Genomic DNA, 18,841 nt, shown 5'->3' with positions numbered 1-18,841 from the left:
ACGATAGAGCACTCTTCCAGCCGTCTTACACTCTGCACTCGGGGTATTTTGATTGCTGTATAGCTCCATCTTACGACCTTCTGTAACGAGCGAAAGAGTAGACGTCCAGCCGAAAATATCATTATACGGTGCCTTCAGCCGATCCGGACATCGGGGAGAATGATTCTGTGAATTCACTTCTATCGGTCTCGATCACGAACTCAACCAGACGCAGATCGTTAGAAGGAGCAAATTTACTGTTCGCCATATGCGATACTCGGTTACCCGAGCAAGCCGAGCTCGGTGAGCTGGTCCTCGATCACCTCGAGGGCTTGTTCGGCATCCTCAATCCGTTTCCCACCTGTAATGACGAGCTTCCCGCTCCCGAACAGCAGTGCGACAACAGACGGCTCGTCGAGCCGGTAGACGAGACCAGGAAACTGCTCTGGTTCGTACTCGATGTGCTCGAGACCAAGGCCGATCGCAATCGCATTCAAATTGAGTGTGTGGTCGAGATCCGCACTCGAGACGATGTTTTGAATCTCAATCTCAGGTGAGTCATCGACCTGAATACCCAAGCCCCGAAGTTCGTCGAAGACCTGTTCGAGCGCAGCCGTAACATCGGCGACGCTTTTGGCGCCGGTGCAGACGATCTTCCCCGAGCGGAAGATGAGGGCCGCGGCCTTGGGGTCCTGCATGCGATAGACGAGGCCGGGGAAGTGATCGGGGTCGTACTTGGTTGCCCGGAGGTCGTCTGCGAGGGTTTCGAGATCGAGTTCCTGGCCAATACCGGTCGATGCGACCACGTTCTCGATGTCAACCGACTCTGTGAGCGTACCCATATCACTACATAGTTCACACGCCGCTCTTAAAGACCGGTCGCACTATCGAGAATGCGCCCCGGGTATTGGCGCTGGCCGCGTTAGAGGTCGCGAGGCTGGACCGTCTTCCGGTCGTTGGCCTCAGCCCGCTTCGCGGCGTCGTCAAGCAGGTCAGCAACTTCCTCATCGAGGGCGTCGTAGAAATCGGCCGAGACGTTGTGGTCGTTGAGCGCTTCTTTCACGGCTGATTTGACGATCAGGTCTGCCATACGCAGCGATTGTTCTCCCGTCCTCTGTATAAACATACAGGTATCTGATTCGGTGTCTGTGGGGTTGTACTGCCCTCTGAGGGGCAACAGACGGATGCGATAGCGCTTCGTATCAGTTAGCGGGACGATGTACGACCTGACCGGGTTCCAGCGCGACCTCCTGTACGTGATCGCCAGCCTCCAAGAGCCCCACGATCTCGCCATCAAGCAGGAACTCGAGGAGTACTACGAGAAAGAAATCCATCACGGGCGACTCTACCCGAACCTCGATACACTCGTCGAGAAGGGCCTCGTCGAGAAAGGCGAGAAAGACCGGCGGACGAATGTCTATACCCTCACGCGTCGCGGCCGCCGTGAAATCGAAGCCCGCCGTGAGTGGGAACGTCAGTACATCGAGATTGGTGAGTCTGCGCCTGCGTAGGTTCTCTCGTACAGATCAGCTACCCCATTGTCTATGAATCATCTGAAAATCCGCGATGGGCGTGATTTCCATCTCGGATGATGTCGGTAGTATCTCTCCTCTTCGGGAGCGACGTACGTCAGCGATTCGCCGTGAGGCGGCCACGGCGGCGTTCGAATTCTTCGTCGTCGATCTCACCGCGGGCGTACTGCTCACGGAGAGCCACGAGGGCTCTATCCTCAGCGGGTCCGTCAGTCTGAGATCGAGCCACCAGCCAGTAGACGAAGTAGATGGGAAGACCGATGATGAGGGCCATCCAGAGGAGGCCGAACAGCATCATCCCCCATCCCCATAGTCCCCAGCCGGTCATGTGTCCGTCGTCCCACATTCCGTAGTGCCAATCCCACATCACCGCGTCCGGGACGGCTGCGTGCGTCAGGGCCATACCCCCGATAACCGCGACCGTCAGCGCACCGACGACGATCAGTCCGAGGGATCGAGTACCGCGTGGTTGAATTGAGTTTGTCATGTGTATTTCTCCTGAAATGGTTCGGCGTGGGTTAGCCGAGGATGTACTCGAGGACGGGGTAGCGCTCGACGAGCGCCTCGCCGCCGACCTCGTACTGTTCGATGTACTGGTCGAGCCCGAGGATGCGGCCCGCACCGAACGCCGCAACCGCGAGGAACACGAGCATGTACGCGAAGTCACCGTTGATGACGCCGTGGGCGATGTCCCAGTTCCCGAAGTAGAACATGAGCATCATGAGCGCGCCGAAGAACGCCGCGAGGCGGACGACGGCACCGACGAGCAGTCCGAGACCGATGAACAGCTCGCCCCACGGGACAGCGACGTTCGCGAACTCGACGAACCACGGGGTCGACCCCATCCACGCGAACATACCCGCGAGGGGGTTGCCGTTGGTCGCCGCGACGTTCGCCAGATAGCCACCCGCCGAGAACGGCTCGGCGGCAACGATCTTCGTGAATCCCGAGTACGCAAACGCGTAGCCCATCATGAGCCGTAGCGCGAGCACGAACCATGCGCTCAGGCTGTGGACACGACCACCGATGGTCAGTCCGCCGACCTTGCTCTCTAGCTGGTTGACTCCAGAGGGAATCGTAGACATTGTTACTTCACCGAGTGAGTGTAGGCAGGGAGAGACGATATACCGGTGAGCCAGTGTTCTGAGTCAGAAAACCGGGCGGCTATTTTACCCCACTAGGACGAGTATGCGAGTGTGACTGAGGAGTTGAGCCCACCAGCCGTCTTTGCCACACTCGACGACGAGTACGCTCGCGATATTCTCGTGGCGACGAACACGGACCGACTCTCTGCAAAAGAACTCAGCGAGGAATGCGATATGTCACGCCCAACCGTCTCTCGTCGCGTCAACACACTCGTCGAGCAAGGACTTCTCGAAGAGTACACGCACGTCGATCCCGCTGGTCGGCACTATCGGGAGTATGAGGCACGTCTCGAACGTATCGAAGTCCTCCTCCAAGACGAGGGGTTTGACATCCAGATCGATGTCCGGCCGGATCCCGCGGACCGGATCACCTCCATCTTTGAAAACATGCGGGGAGACTGATTCATGGAACACACATTATTCGTCATCGCCAAGTTGTTCATGACCGCGTTGGCTCTGGTTATCGCGTACCAAGCCTATCGCGGCTACCAACGCCACGGAACACAGCTGATGCTCTACGTCGCCCTTGGGTTCGCACTAATTGGCCTCGGTGGACTCCTTGAAGGAGTTCTATTCGAACTGCTCCAGGTATCGATCTTTCAGGCGGGTCTCGTGGCTGCACTAGTCGCGGCGGCGGGAATGCTTTCCATCCTGTATGCGCTCTATGCGCCGAATCCCTGAATATCCCACTCGACAAAGTGTTTCGGTATGTCCTCATCTGACTTCCCTCTGGGATACGTCAAGTTCGACGATGTTCGAGAGTCGGTCCCAGAATCGACACCCATTCAGGTGTCAGAATCAGTCACACTGGAGACACTGCATCTTCCTGGTCCAGACCCAGCAATCGTATTTGTCCACGGTGGTCTCGGGTCACTTTGGAATCCGTACCCACAGCTTGACGCTTTTAAAGGGAGGCACAAACTAGTCACGTACGCGCTCGCCGGCAACGGAGAATCGACCACACGCCAAGAGCAGACCCTTTCGGGACATGTTTCCGATCTCGCGAATCTCCTCGATGAACTCGACATCGAGTGCCCTATCGTCCACGGCCACAGTTATGGTACCGCCCTCGCAATCGAGTACGCGAAGCGCAACCCGACGGCCGGGCTCGTTTTGCATGCTGGGGGTGACCACGACCTAACACCCACGTGGGAGAAACCGCTCTTACGACTGTTTCTCGCACTACAACTCTACAAGATTCCCGCGAACGACGCGCTCATACGGCAGTTAGCCTACAGCGTAGGCTTCCACGAAGGGACGTCACGTGCCGTTGTCGAAGATTTCCTGCAATCGAACCCACTTCCCCACCGTCGCTCAGCGTGGACGACTGTCACCGAGGCCTTCTGGGGGTACGACGGTCGCCTCGATATTGAGCGAGTCGATGCCCCAACGCTCGTCATCCACGGACCAGCCGACGGTATTGTTCCCATCGAGCGGGCACGCGGAACCGCGAGGCGGATTCCTGAGAGCGTTTTCTGCAGGCTACAGCGTACCGGTCACGTCGCTATGATTGAGCGCCCGAATGCGTATAACAGTCTGCTTGAAGCACTCATCAAGACGGTTCGAGAGGACCGGGATTTGGAAATGACGGTTCGAGAATCGGTCGACGAAAACGGTAGCGAAGTATCCGAAGTTCGCTAAGGAATCACGATCGTTCTGCTGCTTTATTCGCCCGTTCGAGATCGAACTGAAGGTCGGTATCGTCCTCGAGACCGACGCTCAGCAATTCCGGGTCGGCGACCGTCAGGTTGAACTCACCGACGGCGCGGCCGTAGTGCAAGCGCGGTACCATTACGCCACTCGCATCACAGAGGTGGGGTCGTGGCTCGTCGACGAATCGCTTCGGGTGCTCTTCGAAGAAATCACGACAGTCGGACGAACAGAAGTAGAACGTCGTCCCCTCGAAATCGGCGGTGATTTCGCTTGAGTCGCTGGCTTCCATACCGCAGACCGACTCAACTGGCATACTGGCAGTACGCCTCGCCCTTCCATAAACGTCAGTCGGCCATTTGCTACTGTGCGTAGGCTCCCTACTCGGTGTATACTGCGGGCTGTTTCTCGAAGCGCTGTCGACATTCTTCGCTACAGAGATAGTACGTCACCTGGTCGTGCCGGACTGAAGCTACCGCTTCGTCAACTCTGAGTTGCATACCGCAGACGGGATCCCTCGGCATTCTGTTCACAGATCCGTCTCCAAGCCGATTGGGTATTTCGAAGTAGGTCGACGGGCACGTATTAAGGGCCGTCGGAAGAACTCTATGACAACGCCCATGGTTCGATTTCTTCTCCGTCTAATTCGTATTCTTGGGACGTTCACCCCGTTCATCCTACGCTTTCTCCGTGATCGGCATCGGTTTCTGATCGTCGGTGGGTCACGCACTGTGCCACGGGACCAGCACGAGCAGCGTGCCCGCCGTCTACGGGAGGCGATGCTCAACCTTGGGCCGACGTTCGTAAAGATCGGCCAAGTTCTCTCGACGCGCCCAGATCTCGTTCCGCAAGTGTACGCGGAGGAGTTCGCAGTGCTCCAAGATGCGATTCCGGCGGGTCCGTATCGCGAGATGATTCCGGCTCTCGCCGAAGACGTCGGGTATCACTCGTACGACGACTTCGATCCCGAACCCATCGCCGGCGGATCGCTAGCACAGGTCTATCGGGCGACCTATCAGGGAAAACAGGTGGTCGTGAAAGTAAGACGCCCCGGAATCAAGGACCTCATCGAGACCGATCTGCGCATTATTCGTCGCCTCGTTCCCCTTGCATTGTTTCTCGCACCTGATCGGTTCAGTTTCTCACTCCGGAACATGGCGGACGACTTTGAGCGCATCATTCTGGAGGAACTGGACTTCGAGCGAGAGGCCCAGATGATGGAGGAGATTCGGGAAAATTTCGCTGCCGACGAGAATGAGACCGTTACGATCCCACGCGTGTTTCGTGACGTCTGCTCCGAACGTGTCCTCACCATGGAGTACGCCGAGGGAACGAAGGTTACTGACCTCGAGGAACTCGAAGCGAAGGGCTACGATCCGGAGAACGTCGCCCGACGAGTGGCGAATGCCTACTTCACGATGGGACTCGATCACGGTGTGTACCACGGCGATCCCCATCCTGGAAATCTCGCTGTCGACGATGATGGCCGCATCGTCTTCTACGACTTCGGGATGAGCGGTCGGTTCACGCCGGCGATGCAAGCGAGCGTGATCAACCTCTATCTGGCCGCTGTCAACCGGGATGTCGAATCCCTCATCGACGAACTTGTCGCCCTTGGTGCACTCGATCCCGACGCCGACAGGGCCGCCGTCGGCCACGTTCTCGAGTTAGTTATCGATGACCTCGAAGGGAGTGGTGATGTGAACTGGCAGCAGATAATCGACGTGGTCGTCGGAATGCTCCGAGAGTTTCCGTTTCGTATCCCGCCAGACGTGATGTTAGTCATTCGGGTGGGATCGATCGGTGAAGGTGTTCTTAGACAGCTCGATCCCGAGTTCAATATCCTCGCAGCTGCGCAGGCGTTCCTCCGTGAACACGGCTTCCTCCAGCGAGCAGCCCGGATGAAACTCGCCGAAGCTCAGTCTGACATCGAAACCTCCCTCTGGGCCCTCCTCCGGCTACCCACGAAATTGGATCGTGAACTGGACGCACGAGAACAGGAACGCACAGTGATACCTCAGGAGATCGCACAGAGCCAACGACGGCAGACTCGTTCGATCGGGTACGCCATCCTCGCAGGAGGAACATTTGTAGCGAGTGGTCTCGCATTATCCGTAAGTCAGATCTCTGCTACTGTTGGGGTCGTCGTCGCACTCGGCTTCACCATTTTATTCATTCATTCATCAAGGCAACAGCGTCGATAACTGATATCTCGAATACGGAGTACCTCCACGACGCCTCAAACTATTTTGTGGCGTCTATGCGAAGTACCTGATATGCTCAAAGATAAAGTTGCGATCATCACTGGTGGTGCAACCGGGATCGGCAAAGCAATTGCTTCGAAGTACATTGATTACGGAGCCGAAGTCGTTATCGCAGGTCGCACGGAAGAAACCGGCCGAGAGACTGCCGAAGAACTCGGCTGTGAATTCCACCAATGTGACGTCACGGAGTATGAGCAGGTAGAGACCCTCGTCAACAGTACGGTTGACGAATACGGACAGCTTGACGCAATCGTAAACAACGCTGGAATTGGCCAAGTAGGGTCCATCGAAGAAATGTCGCTCGAAGAGTGGGATACGGTCATTCAAATTAATCTCACGGGGGTTATGTACGGCTCGCGGGCGGCGATCCCGTATCTCAAAGACAGTGAGGGGTGCATCATTAATGTCGCGTCGATTTATGGCCTCGTTGGTGGTCCTGGATCACCTGCCTATTCGGCAGCAAAAGGTGGTGTCGTGAATTTCACACGAGAGCTCGCCATCGACTACGCCACAGAAGGGATACGTGTCAATAGTATCTGCCCTGGATTCGTTGAAACGCCGATGACAGACGACTACCTCGACCAGGAACAGTTCTACGAGTTCGTCCGAGACGAGACACCCATGCAGCGAGTGGCCGAACCCGAGGAGATCGGCGGCATTGCGATGTTTCTCGCCTCTGATGAGGCGACGTACATCACAGGCACAAACATTCCTGTCGACGGAGGCTGGACTGCCCACTAGTAACTACGGTCGCACATTCACCACACTTGGTTCCAACATTACGCGGGAGACCAGTCGGATAGTAGCAGCGCAAAACGTGCTACTATCTACCGAAGGCAAGCACCGTAACTCCCTGAGATGCTTCTATGAAGTGAGGAACTGCCGCCATATTATTTAGTCTCTCTAACCAACCCCCAGTATGGAACAGAATCGATCCGATCTCACACTACGTGTTGGGAGTATCGCCGACGAGTCAGTTGGTCGCGTTATTCCGGATACGTCGGTAGCAGAGGTCGCCCAAACGATGGTCGCCCAAACCAAATGTGCCCGCTACGTCGTTGTGGAAGAAAACGACCAGCTCGTGGGGGCACTGTCTAGTTAGGCCAGTTTGAGGAACGAGCAGGTCGAAGAGTAAGGTGTCTATGCCACTCTCAGACCTGCTCAGCGAGTGTTTCGCGGTGGAATTAGATGAATGTTGGGAGCGTGAGCGGACGGCGACGCCCGTCAGGGCGTTCGCCGTCCGGCTTCACGCGACCGGTTGTTCGCTCAGAGAAACAGAAACGATTCTGGCCGCTCTGGGCGTCAACCGGTCGTATCAGGCGATCTTTCAGTGGGTGCATCGGATCGCTGACAGCGGGTGCGACCCGCCGTCGGCGCAGCCGACGCGGGTCGCGGTCGACGAGACCGCTGTCAAACTGAACGGCGAGCTGTCTTGGCTGTATGCTGCAATAGACCTCGACACGAAGTTGATCCTTGGCGTCGACGTGTTTGCTCGGCGTGGCACCGAGCCGGCGGCTACGTTCCTCCGCGAACTAAACGAGAAACACGACCTCTCAGACGCGGTGTTTCTGGTCGATGGCTACGGCTATCTGACTGCCCTGGCTCGAATCGGGTTGAGCGGTCGGCTCGACTACGTCGATCGAAACCAGATCGAAAAGTGGTTTCAGACGCTCGCGATGCGGATCGACCGCTTCCATCAGTCGTGGGTGGGCAGTCGGCCGAGCGTCCGCCGGTGGCTTGCAGTGTTCGTGCAGTACTATAACTTTCATCGACCGCATCAGTCGCTGAACAAACGGACGCCAGCAGAGGTGCTAAACTAGACAGTGCCCTCGTGGGCATCATTACAGATCGAGATTTGATTGGCGCGCTCCTCACGCCAGATAGTGAGTTCAACGTTCTCGCAACGGATCAGAGCGAATCCAACATAACCGCCGGAGATGTGATGACCTCCGACCCCCTCACCGTAACGCCTGAGGCGGAGGTACCGAGGGTACTGCGACAAATGAACGAGGCGGCTGCCCGCCATGTTCCCGTTGTCGAAGATGGCTCAGTTGTGGGGATCGTCACCCTTGACGATCTCATCACTCACCTCGCGGGAGAAGCTGCCCATGTCTCCGCACAGATGGACAATCTCTCCGGGATCATCCGGTCAGAGTCCCAGAGAAAGTAACCTCCGCATCTGAGACTCTCGATACGTGTCTTTTTCGTGACTGACATCAAAAGAGAGACATGGCCGAACCACGGATTCTAATCCTCGGTGGACCAGGCGCAGGAAAGGGGACGCAGAGTAGAAAGGCTTCTGAGGAGTTTAATATAAAGCATATCACTACCGGGGAGGTCCTTCGGGCAAATAAGGACAGGGATATTTCAGAATTTGAATCAGAGTATGATGTCCCGCGCACATATATGGATCAAGGTGAGCTTGTTCCGGACGAGGTTGTCACTCTGCTCGTTAAAGAGGCTCTATCGCAAGTCAATGGCTTTGTTCTGGATGGGTATCCCCGCAACGTAGAACAGGCTGAGGAACTCAATAATATGACCGACGTTGACGTTATTCTATATCTTGACGTAGACGAGGAGGAACTTGTTCAACGACTCACGGGTCGCCGTATAGACCCAAAAACAGGGGACACTTATCATATAGAATACAGTCCGCCTGAAGATCCTGAAGTTGAAAGACGACTTGAGCAGCGGGATGACGATACCGAGGAGACAGTCCGTGAACGTCTACGTGTATTTCGTGAGACCACTGAACCAGTTATTGAATACTACGAAGAACGAGGCCAACTGGAACGTGTCGACGGAAAACAGTCTCCTGATGAAGTCTGGGTTGACGTAAGGAAAGCGGTTGAAAACGCGCAATAGGTCGCGAAAAAGTTGGGGTGAGCGTTACTATACCGGGCATCACCTAGCAGATCTGTACAGTTTACACACTGGTACCCGGCGAGTCTGTAGTTGAGAGGGCACAATCTTGCTGAGGTGATCTCGACGATGTTCGATAAAAGCCGACCATCATACCGTACGAATTAGAACTTGGAACGGTTATTGGCCGAAGAACGAGCCAGTAGGCAATTATGGGGGGCTCTCCGAACCGATGAAGAGCCTGTCAGCAGACGCTGGCCCGTCAAGAGAGCGGATCTCGTCCTTCATACTCACCGCTCTCACCATATTCCGGCCGCTGGAAACCACCCTCACGGTAGACATCGAACTCACCCCGCTCGATGTCGTCCCGGATGATGTCTGCGGTCGTTTCGTCGACGCTCACGAAGTGACACAGCGGATGCCCCGGGTACGCGACTGCGTTCTCGAGTACACCGACGACGAGGCCAGTTGACGGTGCACGAACGACTTCGACCTCATCTTTGAAGTGATCGGAGATAGTGAACAGCTGCTCCCCGTCCTCGACGAGCGGCTGTGGGCCCCACTTCATATCGACGAGTCCGCCGGTGGCAGCACGAAGCCACGTCTTCTCACCGTCGCGTGCGACCACACGCGTCCACCCAGGCCAAGAGACCGGCCGGTCTGGCAGAACCTCATGTTCAGCGAGGACACTCGCCACGCAGTGAAGGGCGCGTTCGAGATGCGTCGATTGGAACCGGTGGGCGCGCCCCATCTCCACAGTTACGGTCGGAACTCCCGTCTTCGATGCTGCCTTTCGGAGCGTCCCGTTTGAGCCTTCACCGTCGAGAATCACGCTCGTTCCGAATGCACGGGCGATGCGTTCGACGTCAGAGTCGCGCATATCTGCCCGAACGTGATACATCGTCGTCCTGTTGCGCGTCGAGGTGTGGAAATCCAGCCCTAGGTCGCACTTCGAGACGAATTCCTCGAAGATAGTATGGGCGAGACGTTTCGCCATCGTTCCCTGTGGATTCCCGGGGAACGACCGGTTGAGGTCCTCGTCATAGATCGGGATGTAGCGCTGTTGGGCCATGAATCCCGGGACGTTCAGTACGTGGAGGCAGACGAGTGCCCCGTGGATGTCCGGGGGACCGTAGGTTTCTGCGACCTCTTGGACGATCTTGATGCCGTTCAGTTCGTCGCCGTGCACGGCAGCACTGAGGAACATCGCCGGGCCATCATTCTCTCCGTTGACGACCGTGACCGGAATGTCGATCGGGTCGCCGTGGAAACTTGTTCCCACCGAATAGCGGAACTGGCGCTTCTCTCCGGGTGAGATGGTTTGGCCGCCGACCTCAATCGGTTGTGTCGCGGATCCAGTCATTGAGAATCACTCTCGGACTGCTCTGAATGTGTCTGCGCTGCACGTCTACTGGGTTTACCAAGGAATCGTGGAACCGCCTCGCAGTATGACTCGTATTCGCCCCCGTACTGCTCGCGGAGCCACGGCTCTTCGGCGAGTGGTGCGAGCAGGAACCACACGATTCCACCGATAGCGAGAATGACCGTTTGAATCGAACCTGCGAGGAGGCCTCCGCTGGCGAGCATGGTGATGAACCCCACGTACTGTGGATTGCGAGAGAAGCGATACGGTCCCTCAGTTTGAAGGTGGCCTTCGAGACCACTGCTCTCCCAGAATCCGAGTGTCCACATCGCCCAGATAGACAGCGCTGTGCCTGCTACGAAAACAAGCACACTGACGAGTTGCACCACCACCGGTGGTTCGTACCAGTGCCACCAGTCGAGGTATGCAATGCCGAGCAGACCCACGACGTATAGCGTCCAGGCTGTCCAGCTGACCCAGAACGTCCAGTTCCGCGTCCCATGCGGCCAGAACCGGAATGTCGGACTGACGATGGTGGCAAGGAGGCCACCCAGTAGGAGTCCCCCGGATAGGAGACCGACGCTGAACAATGTCTGTGTCGCCTGGAGTGCCATAGGGATCACGCACCAATGCCGGGCACGGAAATATCGGCGCTGCGGAGACGACGGGCGTTGATAGCGACGATGATTGTCGAGAGAGACATGAACACCGCGCCGATCGCCGGCGACAGCAGGATACCGATAGGCGCGAGGACTCCGGCAGCGAGTGGGAGCGCGAAGACGTTGTAGCCGGTCGCCCAGACCAGATTCTCCTGCATCTTCCGGTAGCTCGCCTTCGAGAGCTTGATGAGACGGACGACATCCAGGGGATTGTTGTCGACGAGGATGATATCGCCCGACTCGATGGCGACGTCGGTCCCTGAACCGATGGCAATACCGACATCTGCTCGCGTGAGCGCCGGCGCGTCGTTGACGCCGTCGCCGACCATCGCGACCAGTTTCCCCTCGGACTGGAGCGCTTCGACTTTCGTGTCCTTTTCGTCGGGGAGTACCTCCGCGAAGTACTGGTCGATGCCGAGTTCCTCCGAGACAGCCCGTGCGACGTCCTCCGAGTCACCGGTCAGCATCGCCACCTCGATATCCATCGCGTGTAGCGCCTCGATGGCCTGCCGGCTTTCTTCCCGAATAACGTCCGCCAGCGCGAATGCTGCGACGACTTCGGATTCGTCGTGGACCAGGTAGATAACCGTCTCTGCGTTCGAGCCAGCTTCCTCCGCGAAGGCAGCGATTTCGTTGGACCGCTCGATACCGAATTTCTCAATCAGGTTCGGTCCACCGATATGAACCGTCTCGCCGTCCACAGTGGCTCTGACGCCGAGACCGCGGAAATTCTCAAAGTTCGAAACCTTCGCTCGCTGGATATCCCGTTCCTCGGCGGCGTCTCGGATGGCGCGAGCGATCATATGCTCGGAGTCACCCTCGACACCAGCGGCGACTTCGAATGCTCGCTCTTCAGTCCAGTCGCCTGCCGTCTCAACGCCGACGACGCCCTGTTCGCCCTTCGTGAGGGTCCCGGTCTTGTCAAACATCACCGTGTCCAGATTTCGAGATTCCTCCATGGCGATGCGGTCGCGGATGAGCATCCCGTTTTGGGCAGCCGTGGAAGTGTTGATCGCGACCACGAGCGGGACGGCAAGTCCAAGTGCGTGGGGACACGCGATGACCAGGACCGTCACGACGCGCTCGAGGACGGTGATGTTGTACCCGGTGGCGACGACCCACGCGACGGCCGTAATCGCCGCGACGCCGAGTGCAATGTAGAACAGCCAGCCAGCTGCCTTGTCGGCGAGCAACTGGGTTCGAGATTTGGACTGCTGGGCCTCGTCGACCAGTCGCATGATGCCCGCAAGCGCCGTTTCGTCGCCAGTCTTCGTGATTTTGACGCGGAGACTCCCGTCCTGGTTGACCGTCCCGGCGACCACCTCTGATCCGGGCTCCTTCCCAACTGGTCTGGATTCGCCGGTAATCATCGACTCGTCAACGGACGACTCGCCCTCGACGACTTCGCCGTCGGCAGGCACGCTCGCGCCCGGGCGAACGAGCACGACATCGTCCTCGCCGAGTTCGGAGACGGGCACTTCCTCGGTATCTCCACTCTCGGTGATACGCTCGGCGGTATCGGGCATGAGTTTCGCGAGTTCGTCCAGCGCCCCCGAGGCCGCCCGGACCGACCGCATCTCCACCCAGTGGCCCAGCAGCATGATGTCGATCAGCGTGACGAGTTCCCAGAAAAACGGTGTCGTCCCTTCGAGAAACAGACTCGCGATCGAGTAGACGAACGCCACCGATATCGCCAGCGAGATGAGCATCATCATCCCCGGCTCGCGGTTTTTCAGTTCCGTCCGGGCCATCGAGAGGAAGGGCACGCCACCGTACGCGAAGATCACGACCGCAAGTACCGGCGTTATCCACGTACTCCCGGGGAACGTAGGGGCCGTATAGCCGAAGACGTCCTGAATGAATTCGCTGAAGACGATGACCGGAATCGAGAGGACGAGCGACACCCAGAACCGCCGCCGAAACATCGCCTCGTGGCCCGAGTGATCCGTGTGATCGCTGTGATCCCCGTTTCCACCCCCGTGTCCCTTCTCGTGGGCGTTACCACCATGGTCGTGCTCGTCGTGTACGTGCTCTGCTTCTGTAGAGTGAGCGTGCTCGGCCGCAGCGTGGCGGTGCGGGTGTTCGGCTTCGTGGTCGTTATGTGCGTGTTCGTCCGTGGATTCGGACTCCGTGGTGGCGTCTGCCGCAGTGTGAGTGTCGTCCTTCGGGAGTTTGGACTCCGGCTCGGATGACGCGTGGGCTGATGCTCGTGGTTCCGACTCTGCTTTCAATCGGCAAATTCGACAACAGTAGACGGGTCCTTCGGATTGATGCGAGGGGTGCCCCTCTTTAGAGGGATTTTCGGATGTCTCGTGGTCTGGATTGTTGCTCATGGCGTGGGTATTGGTGCCGTCCCTTATTATGCTGTCCAGACCCTGATACGGCGCGGTACCGTCAAGAGGGCCGGTGTCGAACGAGAACGGCGGGGCACTTGTGGACGTGCGTTCCGGCGGTTCTCAGGCGTGGGCGGTGTATCCAGCGTCCTCGACGGCTTGAACGAGTGACGTGACGTCAGCATCGCCATCGACGCTCGCCTGTTCGGCCTCGCGATCGGCAGTCGCGTCGGTCACGCCGCTCACTTCTCGAAGCGCGTCTTCGACTGTCTGTTCACAGTGACCGCAGGTCATTCCTTCGACAGTGATGGTCTGCGTCATACACTGGTACATACGGGAGGGGAATCTTTGTCAGTTTCTGCTTCGAATCCAAAGTCTATCTTGGAAGTGAGATGGCATTCAAATCTTGGCGCTGGGAAACAATATTGTGGTTCGGGGGTTCAATGGGGAGATATGCGTGATTTAGACGAGACAGACATGGAGATCCTCTCGCTACTAGCAGAGGACGCGCGACGCCCGTTCAGCAGCATCGGTGAGGAGGTGGATCTCTCGGGGCCAGCCGTATCAGACCGCGTGAAACGGTTAGAGGAGGCCGACATCATCAACGGCTTCACCGTCGACGTGAATCGCGCACAACTGCGAGCTGGCGTTCCGGTGTTCGTCCAGCTCGAAAACGATACCGCTGCCATCGAGTCACTTCGAAGCCGGCTCCACGACGCGGATGGTATCGAACACCTCTTCGTCACTGCCGAGGGGAAAATATGGTTCTACGGTCGTGCGGAAGGACAGAACGTTCGCCGGTGGGTCGAGGGTCTCCTCGAAGACGCGCCATCAACGGAGTACTCGGTGACGCTCGTCGACGACCTCGAATGGACACCCTCACTCGACGGCACCGAGTTCGCAATCACGTGCGCCGAGTGTGGAAATACGGTCGATAGCGAGGGCGAATCCGCTCGAATCGACGGAGACATCTATCACTTCTGTTGTCCGTCGTGCCGTGGCCGCTTCGAAGACCAGTATCAACGTCTCGAAGACGGAGTCTAGTTGTAGCCGCGATTTCCGCTCCAGATCGGCGGAGTCGATATTGGCATCCTTCGGTAGTGGAACGGAACTAGGCCTTTGAATCTAAATTCTATACTGGTCTAAAGCACTGGTCTCGAAACAGTAACTGCACTAAGGAAGGACTACGTAGTATAGGACAAGAATGGGAACGCGAACTGCACATCTCGACATCACAGGGATGACCTGTGCTAACTGTTCGGCGACAGTTGGCGACGCGCTAGGGTCCCTCGACGGCGTCGTTGAGGCGAACGCGAACTTCGCCACGGATGAAGGCTCCGTCGAGTACGATCCTGACGAGGTATCGCTCGAAGAGATATACGAGGCGATCGAAGATGCCGGGTATGGTGCGGTGTCTGACACAGTGACCATCGGCATCTCCGATATGACCTGTGCCAACTGTGTACAGACCAATGAGACTGCCCTAGAGAACACACCCGGTGTCATCGCGGCCGAGGCGAACTTCGCCACCGACGAAGCCCAGGTCCGGTACAACCCCGCGGACACGTCGCTGGATGCACTCTACGATGCCATCGAGAGCGCGGGCTACTCGCCCGTCCGAGAGGACGGCGACGACAGCGACTCTGGCGAGGACGCGCGCGACGCCGCGCGACAGGCTGAAATCCGTAAGCAGCTTCGACTGACCCTGTTTGGTGCGGTGCTGTCGGCACCTCTCCTCTTTTTCCTCGCCGAGAAGTTCCTCCTCGGCGGTGGCGTCCTCCCGGAGACCATTCTCGGAATCGAGTTCGGCTGGGCAGAGTTCCTGCTGGCGACGCCCGTCCAGCTGGTGCTCGGTTGGCCGTTCTACAAGAACTCGTACAATGCGCTGGTGAACAACAAGCGCGCCAACATGGACGTCCTGATCGCGCTGGGCTCGACCACTGCGTACGTCTACTCTGTCGCAGTCCTCTCAGGGCTCATCGCGGGCGGCCTGTACTTCGACACCGCCGCGCTCATCCTCGTGTTCATCACCCTCGGGAACTACCTTGAAGCCCGCTCGAAGGGCCAAGCCGGCGAGGCGCTCCGCAAGCTGCTGGAGATGGAGGCCGAGACCGCCACCGTCGTCGATGAGGCCGGCAACGAGGAGGAGATCCCACTTGAGGACGTCGAGGTCGGCGATCGGATGAAGGTTCGGCCTGGCGAGCAGATCCCGACCGACGGGGTCGTCGTCGATGGCCAGTCAGCGGTCGACGAGTCGATGGTCACCGGCGAGTCTGTCCCCGTCGAGAAGAGCGAGGGTGACGAGGTCGTCGGCTCGACTATCAACGAGAACGGCGTGCTCGTCGTGGAGGCGACGAAGGTCGGGAAGGACACGGCGCTTCAGCAGATCGTTCAGACGGTCAAGGACGCCCAGTCGCGCCAGCCCGACATCCAGAACCTCGCCGACCGCATCTCGGCGTATTTCGTGCCGGCAGTCATCGCCAACGCCGTTCTCTGGGGTGTCGTCTGGTACCTGTTCCCCGGAGCGCTCGCGAGCTTCGTCGAGTGGCTCCCGCTGTGGGGTGCCGTGGCAGGTGGACCTGCAATCGCTGGAGGGACCGTCACCGTCTTCGAGTTCTCGATCATCGTGTTCGCGTCGGCCGTACTGATCGCCTGTCCCTGTGCGCTGGGCCTTGCGACGCCTGCCGCGACGATGGTCGGGACGACTATCGGTGCACAGAACGGCGTCCTGTTCAAGGGCGGTGACATCCTCGAACGCGCGAAGGACGTCGACACGGTCGTCTTCGACAAGACAGGGACGTTGACGAAAGGCGAAATGGAGCTCACCGACATCGTCGTGTTCGACGGTGACGGACAGCCTCTCACGGATGGCGGCGATACTGCTGCAGATGGTGGCCAACTGACCGCTCGTGACCGTCTCGGTGAGGAAGATGTCCTTCGGCTCGCGGCCACGGCCGAACATGCGAGCGAACACCCGCTCGCCCGTGCCATTGTCGACGGCGCCGAAGAGCGGGGGATCGACGTGAGCGACCCGGACCACTTCGAGAACGTCCCCGGCCACGGCATCAGAGCGACTGTCGGCAACAGTGAGGTCCTGGTCGGGAATCGGAAGCTCCTCCGTGACAACGGGATCGACCCCTCGCCCGCGCAGGACACGATGGAGCGCCTCGAGAACGAGGGGAAGACGGCAATGCTCGTCGCCTACGAGGGCGAACTCGTGGGTGTGGTCGCCGATGCCGACACAATCAAAGAGAGCGCGAAGGACGCTATAAGTCAGCTCCAAGAACGTGGTGTCGACGTGATGATGATCACCGGCGACAACGAGCGGACCGCCCGCGCGGTCGCCGAGCAGGTCGGCATCGCTCCCGAGAACGTCCGCGCGGGGGTTCTCCCCGAGGACAAATCCGATGCCGTCGAGAGCATTCAGGACGAAGGCCGGAAGGCGATGATGGTGGGCGACGGCGTCAACGATGCGCCCGCCCTCGCCGTCGCGTACGTGGGGACCGCCATCGGCTCGGGGACGGACGTGGCCATTGAGGCGGCGGACGTGACGCTGATGCGCGACGACCCCCTCGACGTCGTGAAGGCCATCCGCATCTCGGACGCGACGCTCGCGAAGATCAAGCAGAACCTCGTGTGGGCGCTCGGGTACAACACCGCGATGATTCCGCTGGCGTCGCTGGGCCTGCTCCAACCGGTGCTCGCTGCCGGTGCGATGGCGTTCTCCAGCGTGTCGGTGCTGTCGAACAGCCTGCTGTTCCGACGGTACACCCCCGATCACGACTACAAACTGCTCGGGAAGCTGCGCTGAATACCAAAGCCACTTGATCCATGTCCTCTATTTCCCGCCGCAAGGTGCACGCGTACCTCGTCGAGACGGCCGATACTGAGCCCACGTACCTTCGGGCTCGGGATATCGCTAGCGACCTCGACGGATCGCCGAAAGCCGTCGCACAGTATCTGAGCCAGCTCCAGGACGACCTCACCGACGTGTCGCTCGAACAGTGGGGACGCTCGAAGAGCACGACGTGGCGACTGGAGGTGAGCGAGTCGTGAGCACCGTCACTCGCCGCGTCGAATCCGCCCTCCCCGCCACTGGAACTCGGGAGTGGTGGGTCCTGTATCTGCTCGCCCCGGTCGTCCTCGTCGGTGCAGCACTCCTCGCATTCCCGACGCTCGTCTACGACCGATTCGTCTGGCAGTATCTCTGGGGCCCGGTCGTCGCTGACGCTGCCGGCCAGCCAGTCACGCACGAGGGAATACGGGCCGTCCGCGGATACAACGCCGTGAACACGGTGACGTACCTCGCGGCCGTCGTGTACAGTCTCCCCGGGCTCCGAGCGTATCTCGACTCCCTCGATGTCACGTACGACGCTCGACTCGCGTACGGGTTCGCGCCAATCATCGTTGCTGGCGGAGCGATGCGCGCCCTCGAGGATATCGGCCTGCTCGGTGACTACGCCGTGCTGTTCATCACGCCGTCGATCTACTTCGTCGTCACCGCCGTCACCGTCCTTTCACTCGGCGTCGGCGCACTCGCGCGTAACCGGAATATCGGGTCCATCCCGTCGATAGTCGGTCTCGTTGGAACGGTCTGGGCGATTGGTGCCGTCGGGTGGGCGCTCTGGCACGGGCTCTCGACGTCGGCTCCACTCCGCGTGTGGGTGCCGGTCGCGACGACGGGGATCGCCCTCGGTGTGACCGCGCTCTACTACTGGGGAGCGAGCGTCGTCGATGTCGCACACCTTCGACACCCGTTGTTCCTGCTGGCCGTCTTCGGCCAGATGTGGGATGCGGCGCAGAATCTCATCGGCGTCACGTTCCTCGGCTATTCACCCAAGCTGGTTGTGACGAATCTCGTGTACCAGGCGACCGGATTCTCGGGGTCGACGTTCGTCCTCAAACTCCTCGTGACTGGCGGTATCGTGTGGTACCTCGCGGACGCGAAAGACGAAATGAACCACACCTGGTGGTGGCTCATGACGTTCTTCATCGGGGCGATTGGGCTCCCGATGGGCGTCCGTGGATCGCTTCGGATGATGCTCGGAGTCTGA

23 protein-coding genes are annotated in these 18,841 nt (G+C 58.8%); 14 read left to right on the top strand and 9 right to left on the bottom strand.

Annotated features, from left to right (window positions below; translation table 11 throughout):
- Positions 1 to 260: 260 nt before the first annotated feature.
- On the bottom strand, positions 261 to 821 hold the full coding sequence (locus KZ498_RS22445; protein ID WP_119712804.1) for a TATA-box-binding protein: 561 nt from the start codon (positions 819 to 821) through the stop codon (positions 261 to 263).
- Between the two features lie 80 nt (positions 822 to 901).
- Positions 902 to 1,069 carry a DUF1931 domain-containing protein gene (locus KZ498_RS22440; protein WP_119712803.1) on the bottom strand — a complete coding sequence of 56 codons (168 nt, stop codon included), beginning with the start codon at positions 1,067 to 1,069 and terminating at the stop codon, positions 902 to 904.
- Between the two features lie 127 nt (positions 1,070 to 1,196).
- Between KZ498_RS22440 and KZ498_RS22435 the strand changes: the two genes are divergently transcribed.
- On the top strand, positions 1,197 to 1,490 hold the full coding sequence (locus tag KZ498_RS22435; protein WP_119712802.1) for a PadR family transcriptional regulator: 294 nt from the start codon (positions 1,197 to 1,199) through the stop codon (positions 1,488 to 1,490).
- Between the two features lie 118 nt (positions 1,491 to 1,608).
- Here the strand turns inward: KZ498_RS22435 and KZ498_RS22430 are convergent, their stop codons facing one another.
- Entirely contained in the window at positions 1,609 to 1,998 is a 390-nt protein-coding gene (locus tag KZ498_RS22430; RefSeq protein ID WP_119712801.1) for an SHOCT domain-containing protein, read from the bottom strand.
- 31 nt (positions 1,999 to 2,029) lie between these two features.
- Entirely contained in the window at positions 2,030 to 2,596 is a 567-nt protein-coding gene (locus KZ498_RS22425; RefSeq protein WP_220581175.1) for a DoxX family protein, read from the bottom strand.
- Positions 2,597 to 2,707: 111 nt separating this feature from the next.
- On the opposite strand from KZ498_RS22425, the gene KZ498_RS22420 reads away from it, so the two are divergent.
- The 3 genes from KZ498_RS22420 to KZ498_RS22410 are packed head-to-tail and all read left to right on the top strand — an operon-like array spanning position 2,708 to position 4,297.
- On the top strand, positions 2,708 to 3,058 hold the full coding sequence (locus KZ498_RS22420) for a winged helix-turn-helix domain-containing protein (RefSeq protein ID WP_144927678.1): 351 nt from the start codon (positions 2,708 to 2,710) through the stop codon (positions 3,056 to 3,058).
- Between the two features lie 3 nt (positions 3,059 to 3,061).
- Positions 3,062 to 3,337: a hypothetical protein gene (locus KZ498_RS22415; RefSeq protein ID WP_211087819.1), complete on the top strand. Its 276-nt coding sequence runs from the start codon at positions 3,062 to 3,064 to the stop codon at positions 3,335 to 3,337.
- A gap of 27 nt (positions 3,338 to 3,364) precedes the next feature.
- Positions 3,365 to 4,297 (top strand): alpha/beta fold hydrolase, encoded by a 933-nt coding sequence (locus KZ498_RS22410; RefSeq protein ID WP_092893795.1) that lies wholly within the window; start codon positions 3,365 to 3,367, stop codon positions 4,295 to 4,297.
- Between the two features lie 4 nt (positions 4,298 to 4,301).
- Here the strand turns inward: KZ498_RS22410 and KZ498_RS22405 are convergent, their stop codons facing one another.
- On the bottom strand, positions 4,302 to 4,622 hold the full coding sequence (locus KZ498_RS22405) for a YHS domain-containing protein (protein WP_058365802.1): 321 nt from the start codon (positions 4,620 to 4,622) through the stop codon (positions 4,302 to 4,304).
- A 415-nt stretch (positions 4,623 to 5,037) separates the two neighbouring features.
- On the opposite strand from KZ498_RS22405, the gene KZ498_RS22400 reads away from it, so the two are divergent.
- The 6 genes from KZ498_RS22400 to KZ498_RS22380 all read left to right on the top strand — a co-directional run bounded on the left by KZ498_RS22400 (position 5,038) and on the right by KZ498_RS22380 (position 9,435).
- Entirely contained in the window at positions 5,038 to 6,510 is a 1,473-nt protein-coding gene (locus KZ498_RS22400; protein WP_312621738.1) for an AarF/ABC1/UbiB kinase family protein, read from the top strand.
- A gap of 72 nt (positions 6,511 to 6,582) precedes the next feature.
- Positions 6,583 to 7,311 (top strand): SDR family NAD(P)-dependent oxidoreductase, encoded by a 729-nt coding sequence (locus KZ498_RS22395; protein ID WP_119713009.1) that lies wholly within the window; start codon positions 6,583 to 6,585, stop codon positions 7,309 to 7,311.
- A 178-nt stretch (positions 7,312 to 7,489) separates the two neighbouring features.
- Positions 7,490 to 7,672 (top strand): CBS domain-containing protein, encoded by a 183-nt coding sequence (locus tag KZ498_RS24800; protein ID WP_396276179.1) that lies wholly within the window; start codon positions 7,490 to 7,492, stop codon positions 7,670 to 7,672.
- A gap of 40 nt (positions 7,673 to 7,712) precedes the next feature.
- A complete protein-coding gene (locus tag KZ498_RS22390) occupies positions 7,713 to 8,390 on the top strand; it encodes an IS6 family transposase (RefSeq protein WP_312621736.1) in 678 nt (225 codons plus the stop codon).
- Positions 8,391 to 8,425: 35 nt separating this feature from the next.
- On the top strand, positions 8,426 to 8,740 hold the full coding sequence (locus tag KZ498_RS22385; RefSeq protein WP_312621735.1) for a CBS domain-containing protein: 315 nt from the start codon (positions 8,426 to 8,428) through the stop codon (positions 8,738 to 8,740).
- A gap of 59 nt (positions 8,741 to 8,799) precedes the next feature.
- Positions 8,800 to 9,435, top strand: coding sequence for an adenylate kinase (locus tag KZ498_RS22380; protein ID WP_312621734.1), 636 nt, complete (start codon positions 8,800 to 8,802; stop codon positions 9,433 to 9,435).
- 259 nt (positions 9,436 to 9,694) lie between these two features.
- Here the strand turns inward: KZ498_RS22380 and KZ498_RS22375 are convergent, their stop codons facing one another.
- From KZ498_RS22375 to KZ498_RS22360, 4 genes are all read right to left on the bottom strand, one after another.
- Positions 9,695 to 10,795, bottom strand: a complete 1,101-nt coding sequence (locus KZ498_RS22375; protein ID WP_220581182.1) for a succinylglutamate desuccinylase/aspartoacylase family protein — start codon at positions 10,793 to 10,795, stop codon at positions 9,695 to 9,697.
- The gene (locus tag KZ498_RS22370; RefSeq protein ID WP_220581183.1) at positions 10,792 to 11,409 is read right to left on the bottom strand and encodes an isoprenylcysteine carboxylmethyltransferase family protein; all 618 of its coding nucleotides are present in this window, start codon (positions 11,407 to 11,409) and stop codon (positions 10,792 to 10,794) included. Before KZ498_RS22370 ends, KZ498_RS22375 begins: the two co-directional genes overlap by 4 nt.
- Before the next feature lie 5 nt (positions 11,410 to 11,414).
- Positions 11,415 to 13,787, bottom strand: coding sequence for a copper-translocating P-type ATPase (locus KZ498_RS22365; RefSeq protein WP_396276177.1), 2,373 nt, complete (start codon positions 13,785 to 13,787; stop codon positions 11,415 to 11,417).
- A 123-nt stretch (positions 13,788 to 13,910) separates the two neighbouring features.
- Positions 13,911 to 14,108: a heavy-metal-associated domain-containing protein gene (locus tag KZ498_RS22360; RefSeq protein ID WP_115821780.1), complete on the bottom strand. Its 198-nt coding sequence runs from the start codon at positions 14,106 to 14,108 to the stop codon at positions 13,911 to 13,913.
- A gap of 132 nt (positions 14,109 to 14,240) precedes the next feature.
- On the opposite strand from KZ498_RS22360, the gene KZ498_RS22355 reads away from it, so the two are divergent.
- The 4 genes from KZ498_RS22355 to KZ498_RS22340 all read left to right on the top strand — a co-directional run bounded on the left by KZ498_RS22355 (position 14,241) and on the right by KZ498_RS22340 (position 18,841).
- Positions 14,241 to 14,831: an AsnC family transcriptional regulator gene (locus tag KZ498_RS22355; protein ID WP_115819513.1), complete on the top strand. Its 591-nt coding sequence runs from the start codon at positions 14,241 to 14,243 to the stop codon at positions 14,829 to 14,831.
- 160 nt (positions 14,832 to 14,991) lie between these two features.
- Entirely contained in the window at positions 14,992 to 17,598 is a 2,607-nt protein-coding gene (locus KZ498_RS22350; protein ID WP_277524693.1) for a copper-translocating P-type ATPase, read from the top strand.
- A gap of 20 nt (positions 17,599 to 17,618) precedes the next feature.
- Positions 17,619 to 17,843, top strand: a complete 225-nt coding sequence (locus KZ498_RS22345) for a hypothetical protein (RefSeq protein ID WP_220619845.1) — start codon at positions 17,619 to 17,621, stop codon at positions 17,841 to 17,843.
- Positions 17,840 to 18,841 (top strand): DUF63 family protein, encoded by a 1,002-nt coding sequence (locus tag KZ498_RS22340; protein ID WP_312621726.1) that lies wholly within the window; start codon positions 17,840 to 17,842, stop codon positions 18,839 to 18,841. The genes KZ498_RS22345 and KZ498_RS22340 overlap by 4 nt, the downstream gene beginning before the upstream one ends.

The organism is Haloarcula sp. 1CSR25-25, from assembly GCF_032027985.1.
Taxonomy (GTDB): Archaea; Halobacteriota; Halobacteria; order Halobacteriales; family Haloarculaceae; genus Haloarcula.
This window is presented reverse-complemented; position numbering and strand designations above follow the sequence as displayed.

Coding starts and splice junctions, on each gene's coding strand:
- KZ498_RS22425 (WP_220581175.1), bottom strand. CDS start 2,596: ATGTCTACGATTCCCTCTGGAGTCAACCAGCTAGAGAGCAAGGTCGGC.
- KZ498_RS22395 (WP_119713009.1), top strand. CDS start 6,583: ATGCTCAAAGATAAAGTTGCGATCATCACTGGTGGTGCAACCGGGATC.
- KZ498_RS22345 (WP_220619845.1), top strand. CDS start 17,619: ATGTCCTCTATTTCCCGCCGCAAGGTGCACGCGTACCTCGTCGAGACG.
- KZ498_RS22350 (WP_277524693.1), top strand. CDS start 14,992: ATGGGAACGCGAACTGCACATCTCGACATCACAGGGATGACCTGTGCT.
- KZ498_RS22435 (WP_119712802.1), top strand. CDS start 1,197: ATGTACGACCTGACCGGGTTCCAGCGCGACCTCCTGTACGTGATCGCC.
- KZ498_RS22390 (WP_312621736.1), top strand. CDS start 7,713: ATGCCACTCTCAGACCTGCTCAGCGAGTGTTTCGCGGTGGAATTAGAT.
- KZ498_RS24800 (WP_396276179.1), top strand. CDS start 7,490: ATGGAACAGAATCGATCCGATCTCACACTACGTGTTGGGAGTATCGCC.
- KZ498_RS22440 (WP_119712803.1), bottom strand. CDS start 1,069: ATGGCAGACCTGATCGTCAAATCAGCCGTGAAAGAAGCGCTCAACGAC.
- KZ498_RS22415 (WP_211087819.1), top strand. CDS start 3,062: ATGGAACACACATTATTCGTCATCGCCAAGTTGTTCATGACCGCGTTG.
- KZ498_RS22430 (WP_119712801.1), bottom strand. CDS start 1,998: ATGACAAACTCAATTCAACCACGCGGTACTCGATCCCTCGGACTGATC.
- KZ498_RS22445 (WP_119712804.1), bottom strand. CDS start 821: ATGGGTACGCTCACAGAGTCGGTTGACATCGAGAACGTGGTCGCATCG.
- KZ498_RS22370 (WP_220581183.1), bottom strand. CDS start 11,409: ATGGCACTCCAGGCGACACAGACATTGTTCAGCGTCGGTCTCCTATCC.
- KZ498_RS22365 (WP_396276177.1), bottom strand. CDS start 13,787: ATGAGCAACAATCCAGACCACGAGACATCCGAAAATCCCTCTAAAGAG.
- KZ498_RS22355 (WP_115819513.1), top strand. CDS start 14,241: ATGCGTGATTTAGACGAGACAGACATGGAGATCCTCTCGCTACTAGCA.
- KZ498_RS22380 (WP_312621734.1), top strand. CDS start 8,800: ATGGCCGAACCACGGATTCTAATCCTCGGTGGACCAGGCGCAGGAAAG.
- KZ498_RS22410 (WP_092893795.1), top strand. CDS start 3,365: ATGTCCTCATCTGACTTCCCTCTGGGATACGTCAAGTTCGACGATGTT.
- KZ498_RS22360 (WP_115821780.1), bottom strand. CDS start 14,108: ATGACGCAGACCATCACTGTCGAAGGAATGACCTGCGGTCACTGTGAA.
- KZ498_RS22375 (WP_220581182.1), bottom strand. CDS start 10,795: ATGACTGGATCCGCGACACAACCGATTGAGGTCGGCGGCCAAACCATC.
- KZ498_RS22405 (WP_058365802.1), bottom strand. CDS start 4,622: ATGCCAGTTGAGTCGGTCTGCGGTATGGAAGCCAGCGACTCAAGCGAA.